The 13,912-nt window shown below is 59.9% G+C and carries 13 protein-coding genes and 1 pseudogene; 2 read left to right on the top strand and 12 right to left on the bottom strand.

Annotated elements, in window-relative coordinates; translation table 11 throughout:
- Window positions 1–13: 13 nt before the first annotated feature.
- The 9 genes from mltG to DBR18_RS07455 all read right to left on the bottom strand — a co-directional run bounded on the left by mltG (window position 14) and on the right by DBR18_RS07455 (window position 7,372).
- Window positions 14–1,210: an endolytic transglycosylase MltG gene (gene mltG, locus DBR18_RS07495; RefSeq protein ID WP_108589869.1), complete on the bottom strand. Its 1,197-nt coding sequence runs from the start codon at window positions 1,208–1,210 to the stop codon at window positions 14–16.
- Between the two features lie 3 nt (window positions 1,211–1,213).
- Window positions 1,214–2,029: an aminodeoxychorismate lyase gene (pabC, locus tag DBR18_RS07490; protein WP_108589868.1), complete on the bottom strand. Its 816-nt coding sequence runs from the start codon at window positions 2,027–2,029 to the stop codon at window positions 1,214–1,216.
- Window positions 2,029–3,273, bottom strand: coding sequence for a beta-ketoacyl-ACP synthase II (fabF, locus tag DBR18_RS07485; protein WP_003227039.1), 1,245 nt, complete (start codon window positions 3,271–3,273; stop codon window positions 2,029–2,031). Before fabF ends, pabC begins: the two co-directional genes overlap by 1 nt.
- A 108-nt stretch (window positions 3,274–3,381) precedes the next feature.
- A complete protein-coding gene (acpP, locus tag DBR18_RS07480; protein ID WP_003175607.1) occupies window positions 3,382–3,618 on the bottom strand; it encodes an acyl carrier protein in 237 nt (78 codons plus the stop codon).
- A 196-nt stretch (window positions 3,619–3,814) separates the two neighbouring features.
- Window positions 3,815–4,555, bottom strand: coding sequence for a 3-oxoacyl-ACP reductase FabG (gene fabG, locus DBR18_RS07475; protein ID WP_027612356.1), 741 nt, complete (start codon window positions 4,553–4,555; stop codon window positions 3,815–3,817).
- Window positions 4,556–4,571: 16 nt separating this feature from the next.
- Complete coding sequence (fabD, locus tag DBR18_RS07470; protein ID WP_108589867.1) at window positions 4,572–5,510, bottom strand: ACP S-malonyltransferase; 939 nt, start codon at window positions 5,508–5,510, stop codon at window positions 4,572–4,574.
- Between the two features lie 123 nt (window positions 5,511–5,633).
- Entirely contained in the window at window positions 5,634–6,644 is a 1,011-nt protein-coding gene (gene plsX, locus DBR18_RS07465) for a phosphate acyltransferase PlsX (RefSeq protein WP_108589866.1), read from the bottom strand.
- Window positions 6,645–6,648: 4 nt separating this feature from the next.
- Window positions 6,649–6,831 carry a 50S ribosomal protein L32 gene (rpmF, locus tag DBR18_RS07460; RefSeq protein ID WP_003179396.1) on the bottom strand — a complete coding sequence of 61 codons (183 nt, stop codon included), beginning with the start codon at window positions 6,829–6,831 and terminating at the stop codon, window positions 6,649–6,651.
- 13 nt (window positions 6,832–6,844) lie between these two features.
- Complete coding sequence (locus DBR18_RS07455; RefSeq protein ID WP_003204262.1) at window positions 6,845–7,372, bottom strand: YceD family protein; 528 nt, start codon at window positions 7,370–7,372, stop codon at window positions 6,845–6,847.
- A gap of 105 nt (window positions 7,373–7,477) precedes the next feature.
- On the opposite strand from DBR18_RS07455, the gene DBR18_RS07450 reads away from it, so the two are divergent.
- Window positions 7,478–8,056 (top strand): nucleoside triphosphate pyrophosphatase, encoded by a 579-nt coding sequence (locus DBR18_RS07450; RefSeq protein WP_108589865.1) that lies wholly within the window; start codon window positions 7,478–7,480, stop codon window positions 8,054–8,056.
- A gap of 118 nt (window positions 8,057–8,174) precedes the next feature.
- Here the strand turns inward: DBR18_RS07450 and sppA are convergent, their stop codons facing one another.
- From sppA to rluC, 3 genes are read right to left on the bottom strand one after another with little or no spacing between them, the layout of a single operon-like run.
- Window positions 8,175–9,164 carry a signal peptide peptidase SppA gene (gene sppA, locus DBR18_RS07445; RefSeq protein ID WP_108589864.1) on the bottom strand — a complete coding sequence of 330 codons (990 nt, stop codon included), beginning with the start codon at window positions 9,162–9,164 and terminating at the stop codon, window positions 8,175–8,177.
- Window positions 9,165–9,185: 21 nt separating this feature from the next.
- Entirely contained in the window at window positions 9,186–9,851 is a 666-nt protein-coding gene (locus DBR18_RS07440; protein WP_108589863.1) for an HAD-IA family hydrolase, read from the bottom strand.
- Window positions 9,838–10,800 carry a 23S rRNA pseudouridine(955/2504/2580) synthase RluC gene (gene rluC, locus DBR18_RS07435; RefSeq protein WP_007950779.1) on the bottom strand — a complete coding sequence of 321 codons (963 nt, stop codon included), beginning with the start codon at window positions 10,798–10,800 and terminating at the stop codon, window positions 9,838–9,840. Before rluC ends, DBR18_RS07440 begins: the two co-directional genes overlap by 14 nt.
- Before the next feature lie 699 nt (window positions 10,801–11,499).
- On the opposite strand from rluC, the pseudogene rne reads away from it, so the two are divergent.
- A pseudogene (gene rne / locus DBR18_RS07430) lies at window positions 11,500–13,912 on the top strand (ribonuclease E); the annotation flags it as partial.

Raw genomic sequence — 13,912 nt, 5'->3', positions numbered from 1 at the left:
TCCTTAATCAAAGTCATTGCGCGTTTTGCGGTGAGGCCGCTCCGGATTCAACCGCAGGAGCCGGCGTCGGCGCGGGTTCCTGAGCGGGAACCTGTGGCAACGCTTCAGGTGCGGTATCAGGCGACGCGGCAGGAATCGCCTCCTCCGTTGCCGTGGCCGGAGCCGACGGCGCATTCGCCGGGGCCGGACTCGAGCGGTAATCGGCACGGCGCTTGAGCTGAAACTCGCGCACCGCACTGTTATGCGCGTCCAGGTCATCGGAGAACACATGGCTGCCGTCACCACGGGCGACAAAATACAGGCTGTTGCCTTCCACCGGATTGAGCGCGGCATGAATCGCCTCGCGACCGACCATGGCAATCGGCGTTGGCGGCAATCCGGGAATCACATAGGTGTTGTACGGCGTCGGCTCCTTGAGATGAGCGCGAGTCAATTTGCCAGTGTAGCGATCGCCCAGGCCGTAAATAACGGTCGGATCGGTCTGCAACTGCATGCCCAGCGCCATACGGCGCACGAACACGCCGGCAATCTGCCCGCGCTCCTGCGGCACACCGGTTTCCTTCTCCACCAGCGAGGCCATGATCAGCGCCTGGTAAGGCTCACTGTACGGGGCATCAGCCGAGCGGTTCTCCCACTCCTTGGCCAACACTTCATCGAGACGATCGAAGGCCTTTTTCAACAATTCAACGTCGGAAAAACCCCGCACGAAGCGATAAGTGTCCGGGAAGAAGCGACCTTCGGGGAACAATCCGCGATGGCCGATTTTCTCCATCACTTCCGCGTCGCTCAGGCCTTTGAGGGTCTGCTCGATCTTTTCATCCTTGGCCAGCGCAGCGCGCACCTGATGGAAGTTCCAGCCCTCGACCAGCGTCAGGCTGTACTGCACCACTTCGCCACGTTTCCACAGGTCGATCAGACCGTTGACGGTCATGCCCGGCTGCATGCGGTATTCGCCGCTGTGGATCGGCGTACCGGCCAGGTTGAAGCGCCAATAAATGCGCAACCAGAAGGCGTCCTTGATGACTCCATCGGTTTCGAGTTCAAGAAAGGTACGGGTCGGTGTCGAGCCTTTCGGCACATCCAGCAGTTCTTCCTGCGTGATGTTCAGGGGCTGTTCCAGCGCCGAATGAATTTTCCAGGCGCTGGCGCCCATCAGCAGCCCTGCCAGAACCAGTCCGGTTTCCAGCAGCAGCAAGAGTTTACGTCTCACGAATCAGGCATCCAGTAGCGCGCGGGCAATGGTTTGCAGTTTACGGGTGAGCGGGCCAACCGGCCAGCTCAGTGCAGCGTAGGCGCGTACCGGCCAGACGCCATACACGCTGTTGCAGATAAAGACTTCATCGGCCCATTGCAGCTGTTCGAGGCTGATGTCGGTGATTTGGGTGGGGATGGCCAACGACTCGGCCTGAAACAATATTTCGGCACGCATCACACCGGCCACGCCACAGCGTTTCAGATCCGGGGTGATCAATACGCCGTCGCGCACCACAAACAGGTTGCTGAACACGCCTTCGATGACCCGCCCGGCCTGATCGAGCATCAAGCCTTCGGCGTGTTCGCTGTCGCGCCATTCGGCACGGGCGAGCACTTGCTCCAAGCGATTGAGATGCTTGAGGCCGGCCAGCAATGGCTGATTCGACAACCGTGTGACGCAGGGAAACAGGCGCACGCCCTGCTCGCCATGCACGGCAGGATAAGCAGCAGGAGGATTGCCTTGCAGAATGCGCCGGCCCTGCGCCGCAGGATCGGGTGCGTAGCCGCGCATGCCGTCGCCTCGGGTGAGAATGAGCTTGAGCACACCCTCAACCATTGCTGCCGCGTAGCTCAGCAGCTCGGTACGAATCAGCTCGATATCCACCGCGATGGCCAGCCGCGAGCAGCCCTCGACCAGACGCGTCAGATGACGGTCCAGCAATACCGGCTGGCCGCCGTGTACGGCAATGGTCTCGAACAGACCATCGCCGTAAGCCAGGCCGCGATCTTTCAGCGACAGAGCGTCAGCCGGCTGACCGTCGACCCAGCAGTCCATCAGCCTGCGAACCGACGGAACGCCAACGTGCCGTTGGTGCCGCCAAACCCGAAGGAGTTGGACAGTACGACGTCGATGTCCATGTTGCGTGCCGTGTGCGGCACGAAATCAAGATCGCAGCCTTCATCCGGCTCGTCGAGGTTGATGGTCGGCGGTGCCACTTGGCTGTTGATCGCCAATACGCTGAAGATCGCCTCGACCGCACCCGCCGCACCCAACAGGTGACCGGTCATGGACTTGGTGGAGCTGACCGCCAGGTTGTAGGCGTGATCACCGAACACGGTCTTGATCGCGTTGGCTTCGGCAAGGTCACCGGCCGGGGTCGAAGTCCCGTGGGCGTTGATGTACTGCACCTGGTCGATATTGATCTTCGCATCGCGCAGGGCATTGGTGATGCAGCGCGCTGCACCAGCGCCATCAGCCGGTGGCGAAGTCATGTGGAACGCATCGCCACTGGTGCCGAAGCCGATCAGCTCGGCGTAGATCGTAGCGCCGCGCGCCTTGGCATGTTCGAGTTCTTCGAGCACCAGCGCACCGGCACCGTCAGACAATACGAAACCATCACGGCCCTTGTCCCACGGACGGCTGGCGCGGGTCGGCTCGTCGTTGCGGGTCGACAGCGCACGGGACGCGCCGAAGCCGCCCATGCCCAGACCGCACGCGGCCATTTCGGCACCGCCGGCAATCATCACGTCGGCTTCGTCGTACATGATGTTGCGCGCCGCCATGCCAATGCAGTGCGTACCGGTGGTACAGGCAGTGGAAATGGCGTAGTTAGGCCCTTGTGCACCCAGATGGATGGACAGGAACCCGGAAATCATATTGATGATCGAGCCTGGCACGAAGAATGGCGAGATTCGACGCGGGCCCGTCTCATGCAGGGTACGGCTGGTTTCTTCGATGTTGGTCAGACCGCCGATGCCCGAACCCATGGCCACGCCAATGCGCTCACGGTTGGCGTCGGTGACTTCCAGACCAGCATTGCGAACAGCCTGAAAACCCGCGGCCAGACCGTACTGAATGAACAGGTCGAGCTTGCGTGCTTCCTTGACCGACAGGTATTCCTCGACATTGAAGCCCTTTACCGAGCCGCCAAAACGGGTGGAATAGGCAGAAAGGTCGGTGTGTTCGATCAGACCAATGCCACTGCGGCCAGCCAGAATGCCCTGCCAACTGCTCGGCACATCCGTGCCCAGTGGCGACAACATACCCATACCGGTGACTACGACGCGTCTACGCGACACAGCACTCTCCTTTTTCAAATGACGACTTTGCATCAGGCCTAAAGAAAAAACCGCACGCCATGATGGCAGTGCGGTTTTTCCATGACAGCAGACAACGATTACAAACTATTACGCCTGGTGGCTAGTAACGTAGTCGATTGCAGCTTGTACAGTAGTGATCTTCTCAGCTTCTTCGTCAGGGATTTCGGTCTCGAATTCCTCTTCCAGAGCCATCACCAGCTCAACGGTGTCAAGGGAGTCGGCACCCAGGTCTTCAACGAAGGAAGCAGTGTTGACCACTTCTTCTTCTTTAACGCCCAGTTGCTCGGCAACGATTTTCTTGACGCGCTCTTCGATGGTGCTCATACCTTGTTTTCACTCCTAATGGACAAATTCAGGCAGCTGGCCAGTGGGTAAGTGTATAGAAAGGCTTTTCAGCTTTTCAACTGAAAGCTTCACTCCTCAAACCCTGCGGCCCTCTGCCTATAAATAGATTGCAGCTTTATAACGGATTTTAGACAGCTCGTATGACATTTTTTTGAAGCAATCCGTCACATTTTACTTACATGTACATCCCACCGTTCACCGGGATTGTAGCCCCGGTGACGTATGCCGCACCGTCGGATGCAAGAAAAGCGACCACCGAGGCGATCTCTTGAGCTTGTCCCAGACGGCCCAGCGGAATCTGCGTCTGCAAGGCTTCACGCTGTGCTTCCGGCAGTTCGCGGGTCATATCGGTGTCGATGAACCCTGGGGTTACCGAGTTGACCGTAATCGAACGCGAACCGACTTCACGCGCCATTGCACGGCTGAAACCTTCCAGGCCGGCCTTGGCGGCTGCATAGTTTACTTGGCCTGCGTTGCCCATGGCACCCACCACCGAGCCAATACTGATAATTCGGCCCCAGCGCGCCTTGGTCATGCCACGCAAAACGCCCTTGGACAGGCGATACAGACTGTTCAGGTTGGTATCGATCACGTCGTACCATTCATCGTCTTTCATGCGCATCATCAGGTTATCGCGGGTGATGCCGGCATTATTGACCAGAATCGCCGGCGCGCCGAACTGCTCCTGAATGCTCGCGATCACGGCGGCAACGGATTCGTCGCTGGTGACGTTCAGTTCCAGACCGGTACCTTGAATGCCGTGCTCCTTGAGCGTGGCAGCAATTGCCTCGGCACCCTTGGCGGAGGTCGCGGTGCCAACAACGATGGCGCCCTGACGACCCAGTTCCAGTGCGATAGCCTGGCCAATACCGCGGCTTGCACCGGTGACCAGTGCAACTTTACCTTGCAGACTCATGCAAGTTTCTCCTGATTCAGGCCAGCGCTGCACGGGCGGCAGCGAAAGCGTCTGGGGTGTTGAGGTTGGAAGTCGAAACGCCTTCGGCGCAACGTTTGTTCAGACCGGCCAGCACTTTGCCCGGGCCGCACTCGACCAGACTGGTAGCGCCTTTGGCAGCCAGGGTCTGGACCGATTCAACCCAGCGAACCGGCTTGTACAGTTGTTCGAGCAGATCACGCTTGAGGGTGTCCAGATCAGCCGGCACTTGCGCGCTGACGTTCTGTACCACCGGGATCTGCGGCGCCTGCCAGTCGATGGCGGCGATGGATTCGGCAAAGCGCTCGGCAGCCGGGCGCATCAGTTCGCAGTGCGAAGGCACGCTCACCGGCAACGGCATGGCACGCTTGGCACCACGGGCCTTGCAGCCTTCGATGGCACGCTCGACCGCAGCCTTGGCACCGGCGATAACCACCTGGCCTGGCGAGTTGAAGTTCACCGCGCTGACCACTTCGCCCTGCGCCGCTTCGGCACAGGCCGCCAGCACATCAGCATCTTCCAGACCAAGGATCGCAGCCATGCCGCCCTGCCCGGCCGGAACAGCTTCCTGCATCAGCTGGCCACGGCGCTCAACGAGCTTCACCGCATCAGCCAGGCTCAGGCTGCCGGCAGCAACCAGTGCGCTGTATTCACCCAGGCTGTGACCGGCAACGAATGCCGGACACGCGCCACCTTCAGCCAGCCACAGACGCCACAGGGCGATCGAGGCGGTCAGAATGGCCGGTTGGGTTTTGTCGGTTTGATTGAGCAGCTCTTCCGGGCCTTGCTGGGTCAGTGCCCACAGGTCATAGCCCAGAGCCTCAGAGGCTTCTTTGAAGGTTTCGAGGATCAACGGATATTCCGCGCCCAGCTCGGCGAGCATGCCGAGGGACTGCGAACCCTGTCCTGGAAAGACGAATGCGAGGGAAGCAGACATGTAACAAGCCCCTAATGATCTTGTCGTCGAAAAATGACGCCCCACTGGGGGACGCAAGAAACTGACAGTTGGATGGCCCTTTGAACCGGGCGGTCACATTTAAGCATTGTCCGACGAAAACGCCTAAGACAACAAATCCTCCAGACGACCGTGGAGACGCTCGGGCAAGTTCTCCTGAATCTCGATCAGCGCCCGCTGAATCGCACTCTGAAAGCCCTGAACCCCGGCCGAACCGTGACTTTTCACCACGATGCCCTGCAAGCCGAGGAAGCTTGCGCCGTTATGTCGCGCCGGCGCCAGATCCGCCTGCAGACGCTTCATCAAAGGCAGTGCCAAGGCACCGACAGCACGGCTCGCCAAGTTCTTTTTGAACAAGGCTTCGATGCGCGCAGCAATCATCGTCGCCAACCCTTCGCTGGACTTGAGCAGGATATTGCCGACAAAACCGTCACAGACCACCACATCCGCCTCGCCGCGATACAGGCCATCGCCCTCGACAAAACCGATGTAATTGATGCCACGCGCAGCCTGCAGCAGAGTCGCCGCCAGCTTGACCTGCTGATTGCCCTTGATGTCTTCGGTGCCAATATTCAGCAACGCGACACGTGGCCGGGCAATGCCCAGCGTCTGCGCGGCCACCGAGCCCATCACCGCGAACTGCAACAGATGCTCGGCGCTGCAATCGACGTTGGCACCCAGGTCGAGCAACTGGCAATAACCCTTCTGCGTCGGGATCGCCGCGACCATCGCCGGCCGATCAATCCCCGGCAAGGTCTTGAGCACGAAACGCGACAACGCCATCAACGCACCGGTATTGCCGGCACTGACACAGGCCTGAGCCTTGCCATCACGCACCAGTTCAAGGGCGACACGCATCGACGAGTCCGGCTTGCCACGCAAGGCCTGGGTCGGCTTTTCGTCCATGGTGATGACTTCAGACGCCGGGACAATCGTCAGGCGCGCGCGATCGGCAGCCGATTGGCCGTTGATCAGTTCTTCAAGAAGGGAGGGTTGACCGACGAGGGTCAGGTACAGCGAGGGCGTAGCAGAAAGGCAAGCAAGGCTGGCCTGAACAATGCTGCGGGGACCGAAGTCCCCGCCCATTGCGTCAATCGCGATGACTTGAGCGGACAAGTGATTACTCGTCAGCGCCCTTGTCGATCACTTTACGGCCACGGTATACGCCTTCTGGCGATACGTGGTGACGCAGGTGAACTTCACCAGTGGTTTTTTCTACAGACAGGGTGCTAGCCTCGAGAGCGTCGTGCGAACGGCGCATGTCACGGGCAGAGCGGGATTTTTTGTTCTGCTGAACAGCCATAATTGATTAACTCCTAAACGTTTGGGTCACGCTTTAACTGCGCCAATACACTGAACGGGTTGGACCGCGTTACCTCGTCCTCGCTCGGTTCGGGCTCATCTGCTCCCGCCGGCTGCTGGCATTCTTCCGGATGATGAGCAGGCACAATGGGCAAGGCGAGCAGAAGCTCCTCCTCGATCAGTGACTGCAGATCCAATGGATCTTCGCCCAGTTCCAGCACGTCATAACCTTTCGGTAACGACTGGGTATTCGCACCCTCCTTCACGACAGCGTAACTGCATTCGCTGTGGATCGGCAGGGTGACCAGCTCAAGACAACGCTGGCAAACCATTTTGACTTCGGTGTCGATAAAGCTGTGGATTACCACAGATTTACGTTCATCTCGTTCAAAAACGAATTTGGCCTGCACCGTACCGACATCGTCGGAAAGCGGGTCGCAGAGTCTCTTCAAATCGGCCAGCAGCAGTTCACCTTGAAGGGTGGTGCCACGGTCAGCCAATTTGCGCGGGTCAACGTGAGGTGGAATCGGGTCATTCAACATAGGCGCAGCATTATAGGGATGCCCCCACCCATGTCAAAGGAAATTGTGCCCTGTCCGTCACTTGCGTGCCTCCGCTAGAATTCGCGCCTGCCTCAGGAGACGCCAATGCTGCCTTTATTACTTGCTTCCAGCTCGACTTATCGCCGGGAATTGCTCGCCCGCCTGCGCCTGCCGTTCGTCTGCAGCTCGCCGGATATCGACGAAAGCCACCAGCCTGGCGAATCGGCCATCGAGCTGGTCAAGCGCCTCGCCGAACAGAAAGCCCGAGCACTGGCTGCCAGCCACCCCGCTCACCTGATCATCGGCTCGGATCAGGTGGCCGTGCTTGGCGAGCGCATCATCGGCAAGCCACACACCTTCGACAAGGCCCGCGAGCAGTTGCTGGCCGCCAGCGGCGCCAGCGTGACCTTCCTCACCGGCCTGGCCCTGCTCAACAGCCAGACCGGCCACTGCCAGGTCGACTGCGTGCCGTTCACCGTACACATGCGCGAGCTCGACGAGGCGCGCATCGAGCGCTACCTGCGCCTGGAGCAACCCTACGACTGCGCCGGCAGCTTCAAGGCCGAGGGTTTGGGCGTGAGCCTGTTTCAGTCCACCGAAGGGCCTGACGCCACCAGCCTGATCGGCTTGCCACTGATTCGCCTGATCGACATGTTGCTGGCCGAGGGCGTGCAAATCCCTTAAAGCAAAAGATCGCAGCCTGCGGCAGCTCCTACAGAATTCATGTCACCGCAAAAAATGCGATCGGACTTGAAACCTGTAGGAGCTGCCGCAGGGTGCGATCTTTTGATCTACCGGTGAATCAACGCAACGAAAGTCCGTGGAACCCCATCCACATCGCCAACTGCTCAGCCACACTGGCGCCGAGCTTCTTCGAGAAGCGATCGAACGGCGATTCCTGCACAGTGAAATCCACCAGCTCTTTCTCGCCAATCACGTCGCGCGCCACCGAACTGGCATTGCCCAGACCATCGATCAAGCCCAACGGCAGCGCCTGCTCGCCAGACCAGACCAGCCCGGAGAACAATTCCGGATGCTCCTTGTCCTTCAGGCGATCGCCACGACCCTGCTTGACGCTGTTGATGAACTGCTTGTGCGTGGTGTCGAGCACGGTCTGCCAGAACGCGGTCTCGTCAGGCTTTTGCGGCTGGAACGGATCCAGGAATGACTTGTGCTCACCCGAGGTGTAAGTGCGACGCTCGACGCCCAGCTTGTCCATGGTGCCGACAAAACCGTAACCCGCCGCCGTCACACCGATGGAGCCGACCAGACTGGCCTTGTCGGCATAGATCTGATCCGCCGCACTGGCGATGTAATAGGCACCGGATGCGCCAAGATCGGAAATCACCGCGTACACCTTGGTATCCGGATGCAGGGCGCGCAAACGCTTGATCTCGTCGTACACGTAACCCGACTGCACCGGACTGCCGCCCGGGCTATTGATCCGCAGGATCACGCCTTTGACTTTCTTGTCCTCAAAGGCTGCACGCAGGCTGCCGACGATATTGTCGGCACTGGCCGGCTCCTTGTCGGCAATCATGCCGGTGACGTCGATCAGCGCGGTGTAGTTCGAGCCACGGGTAGCGCTTTTTTCCATATCCATCAACGGCGTGAACAGGATCAGCGCAACAAACAGATAAACAAACGTCAGCAGCTTGAAGAAAATCCCCCAACGCCGCGAACGACGCTGCTCCTGCACGCTGGCCAGCAGGGTTTTCTCCAACAGCTTCCAGCTCTTTGCGTCACCGTCGTCGGCACTTGCCTTGGCCGGTGCTTTCCATTCGTCGGTCATCCAGTCCACCCCAGAAAAAACTTATTTGGCCTGCTGCCCCAGCCAGGTATGCAACTCACTAAAATGGTCGATAGACAGGCACGGCTCGAACTGCTGCAGCGATTCAATCGACTGCGCACCGTAACTGACCGCCACCGACGCCATGCCGGCATTACGCGCCATCAGCAGGTCGAAGGATGAATCCCCGACCATCAACGCTTGCTCGGGGCGTACGCCGCAATGCTCGAGAATCTGCTCAAGCATCAGCGGGTGCGGTTTGCTCGCGGTCTCGTCGGCGGCGCGGGTGATATCGAAATAATCTTCCCAGCCATTGGCCTTGAGCACTCGATCCAGTCCGCGACGATTCTTGCCGGTCGCCACCGCCAGGTGATAACCCTGCTCACGAAACGACGCCATCGATTCGACTACACCATCGAACAGCGGCGAAGGCACAGCTTCTGCCGCAATGTAGTGATCGGCGTAGTACTCGCGAAACAAGGTCATCTCGGCATCGCTGATGTCCGGGTACAAGGTACGGATTGCCTCGGGCAAGCCCAGACCGATGATGCCCTTGACGGCAAAGTCATCTCGCAACTCGAACCCCGAGCGCCCTGATGCCGAGTGCATCGCCTCGACAATCCGATGAATGGAATCGGCCAGCGTGCCGTCCCAATCGAAAATCAGCAATTTGTAATCAGATGGGCGCACTCAATCGCTCCACGGTCTTGGCCCACATTTCATCGACCGGTGCCTGCAGCTTGAGTTCACCGCCATCGGGCAGCGGCACGGTCAGCATGTAGGCGTGCAGGAACAGGCGCTTGCCGCCCAGATCACGGATTTCCTTGCTGAAACCGTCATCGCCGTACTTGGTGTCGCCGGCAATGCAGTGCCCGGCGTGCAAGGTGTGGACGCGGATCTGGTGGGTGCGACCGGTGATCGGCTTGGCTTCGATCAGGGTGGCAAAGTCGCCGAAGCGACGCAGGACCTTGAACACGGTCACCGACTCCTTGCCCTCCTCCTCGTCAACCTCGACCATGCGCTCGCCGGAACGCAGGTTGCTCTTGCCGAGCGCCGCACGCACCTGCTTGATCGAAGTCGCCCAGTTGCCGCGCACCAAGGCCATATAGCGCTTGTCGACACCATCACCGCGCAATGCCGCGTGCAAATGACGCAACATGCTGCGCTTTTTGGCGATCATCAGCAGGCCGGAGGTGTCACGGTCGAGACGGTGAACCAGCTCCAGCTCCTTGGCATCGGGACGCAACTGACGAAAGGCTTCGATGACGCCGTAATTCAGGCCGCTGCCACCGTGAACCGCAATGCCGGCGGGCTTGTTGATCACGATCAGGGCTTTGTCTTCGTAGACAATCGAGGCTTCCAGGCGCTGCAACAGGCCTTGAGCCAATGGCACCGGCTCGTCGCGTTCAGGCACGCGAACCGGCGGCACGCGCACGATATCGCCGGCCTGCAGCTTGTATTCGGGCTTGATCCGCCCCTTGTTCACGCGCACTTCGCCTTTACGCAAAATGCGGTAAATCAAGGTCTTGGGCACGCCTTTGAGCCGGGCTAGCAGGAAATTGTCGATTCGTTGGCCGGCATACTCCGGCGAGACTTCAAGCAGTTGAACGCCTGGAGTCGAAGGGGCAGTAGTTGTCATGCCGCGGATGATAACAATTTTTATGGAATTGAAGCACTTAATCATTGCTGCTATAGTCGCGAACGCCGCCAAAAGCGGCCTGGACAGCGGAACCACGGTCAAAAACCGGCCCTGACCAACGCAATTCACCAGGACGCGAGGCCGTCCTACGGGGCTTTCGCTACGTAACGGTGGAGTTTGCAGTTGTAACAAGCGCAGGTGACATGAGGCCTGAATTACACCGTCGAGCAGAGTTTTCACTCGCCTGACAGGCAAATATTCGAGGCCAGTTCACAAAGTGCAGTCAGCTGCAGATGACCCCGAGCGAAGGCTTCGGAAACATCGCCTGAATTAGCCATGATGCGTGACCTCCCCTTTCGGAGCTCACGGTAAATGCCAACCCGCTGCGGATTCTGCGCGCGGCAGCACCCGAATTATCAGGGATACGTGTAGGGTGGAGATGCACAACCGCCGGACTGTGTAGCAATAGGCTTTATCAAGACGCTTCATCTCGTCCACAGCCGCTGGTTGATTCCTCCTCCTGACTGAGTGCTTAAGTAGCCACAGCAAGCAGGACGCGTACGTCGCGATATCGGCCCAATTGGCCTGACATCGCTGGACACGGGAATGGCCAACCACTCCCGACGCACCTGACACCGACCGTGAGAAGTCGTGTGTGCCGAACGCCGTTTCCGGCAGCCCGGAAACCGACGGTACTACATGAAAAGAATGCTGATTAACGCAACTCAACCCGAAGAGTTGCGTGTTGCACTGGTAGATGGCCAGCGCCTCTACGACCTGGACATCGAATCCGGTGCACGCGAGCAGAAGAAGGCCAACATCTACAAAGGCCGTATCACTCGCATCGAACCAAGCCTTGAGGCTGCCTTTGTCGATTTCGGCTCCGAGCGCCACGGCTTCCTGCCCCTCAAAGAAATCTCCCGCGAGTACTTCAAGAAGGCTCCTGAAGGCCGCGTCAACATCAAGGACGTCCTGAGCGAAGGCCAGGAAGTCATCGTTCAGGTCGAAAAAGAAGAACGTGGCAACAAGGGCGCCGCCCTGACCACCTTCATCAGCCTGGCCGGTCGTTACCTCGTGCTGATGCCGAACAACCCGCGTGCCGGCGGTATCTCCCGTCGCATCGAAGGCGAAGAGCGCAACGAATTGCGTGAAGCGCTGAACGGCCTGGTTGCCCCAGCCGACATGGGTCTGATCGTGCGCACTGCCGGCCTGGGCCGCAGCAGCGAAGAAATGCAGTGGGACCTCGACTACCTGCTGCAACTGTGGACCGCCATCAAAGAAGCCTCGCTGGATCGCTCCGCGCCATTCCTGATCTACCAGGAAAGCAACGTGATCATCCGCGCCATCCGCGATTACCTGCGCCAGGACATCGGCGAAGTGCTGATCGACAGCGTAGAAGCCCAGGACGAAGCCCTGACCTTCATCCGCCAGGTGATGCCGCAGTACGCCAGCAAGATCAAGCTGTACGAAGACAGCGTGCCGCTGTTCAACCGTTTCCAGATCGAAAGCCAGATCGAGACCGCTTTCCAGCGCGTCGTCGAACTGCCTTCCGGCGGCTCCATCGTCATCGATCCGACCGAAGCCCTGGTGTCCATCGACATCAACTCGGCGCGCGCCACCAAAGGCAGCGACATCGAAGAAACCGCTCTGCAGACCAACCTTGAAGCCGCCGAAGAAATCGCCCGTCAGTTGCGCCTGCGCGACATCGGCGGCCTGATCGTCATCGACTTCATCGACATGACCCCTGCCAAGAACCAGCGCGCCGTGGAAGAGAAAGTCCGCGAATGCCTGGAAGCCGACCGCGCTCGCGTGCAGATCGGCCGCATCTCGCGCTTCGGTCTGCTGGAAATGTCCCGTCAGCGCCTGCGCCCATCGCTGGGCGAAAGCAGCGGCATCGTCTGCCCGCGCTGCAACGGCACCGGCATCATCCGTGACGTCGAATCGCTGTCGCTGGCGATCCTGCGCCTGATCGAAGAAGAAGCCCTGAAAGACCGCACTGCCGAAGTGCGCGCTCAGGTGCCAATCCCGGTCGCCGCGTTCCTGCTCAACGAAAAACGCAACTCGATCACCAAGATCGAACTGCGCACCCGTGCCCGTATCGTCATCCTGCCGAACGATCACCTCGAAACTCCGCACTTCGAAGTTCAGCGCCTGCGTGACGACAGCCCGGAAGCTGCGACCAACCAGTCCAGCTACGAAATCGCTGCCGCGGCCGCTGAAGTCGAAGAAGTCCAGCCAGCCGCCGCGACCCGCACCCTGGTTCGCCAGGAAGCGGCAGTCAAGACTGCTCCGGCCCGCGCCAATGCTCCGGTTCCGACCGAAGTTGCTGCTGCACCTGCCGCCCCGGCTGCGGTTGCCGCGCCAGAGCCAAGCCTGTTCAAAGGCCTGGTGAAATCGCTGGTCAGCCTGTTCGCCACCAAAGAAGAGCCTGCCGCTCCGGTCGTGGTTGAAAAACCGGCCACCGAGCGTCCGGCCCGTAACGAAGAGCGTCGCAATGGTCGCCAGCAGAGCCGCAACCGTAACGGTCGCCGCGATGAAGAGCGCAAGCCGCGTGAAGAACGTGCACCGCGTGAAGAACGCGCCCCACGTGAGCCGCGCGAAGAGCGTCAGCCACGTGAAGCCCGTGAAGTCCGCGAGCCGCGTGAAGCCCGCACCGAAGCGCCAGCCGCCCGCGAAGAACGCGCACCACGCGCTCCGCGTGAAGAACGTGCACCGCGTGCACCGCGTGAAGATCGCAAGCCACGTGGCGAGCGCGAAGAACGCGTACGTGAACTGCGCGAGCCACTGGACGCCGCTCCAGCTGCACCAGTCGCTGCTGCTGCCGCTGTAGTCGCAGAAGAGCGTCCGGCCCGTCAGCCACGCGAAGAGCGCGCACCGCGTCCGCCGCGTGAAGAGCGTCAACCGCGTGCCGAGCAGGCTGCTGCCGTTGCTGAAGAAGAAGTGAACAGCAACGAAGAGCACCTGCCGGAAGACGGTCAGGACAACGCCGAAGGCGATCGTCCACGTCGTCGCTCCCGTGGTCAGCGTCGTCGCAGCAACCGTCGCGAGCGTCAGCGTGATGCCAACGGCAACGTGATCGAAGGTTCGGAAGAATCCGAGTCCGGCGAAAACG

The organism is Pseudomonas sp. HMWF021 (genome assembly GCF_003061005.1).
In the GTDB taxonomy this organism is placed as follows: Bacteria; Pseudomonadota; Gammaproteobacteria; order Pseudomonadales; family Pseudomonadaceae; genus Aquipseudomonas.
Note: the sequence above shows the minus strand (reverse complement) of the source record. Positions and strands in the feature narration are given on the sequence as shown.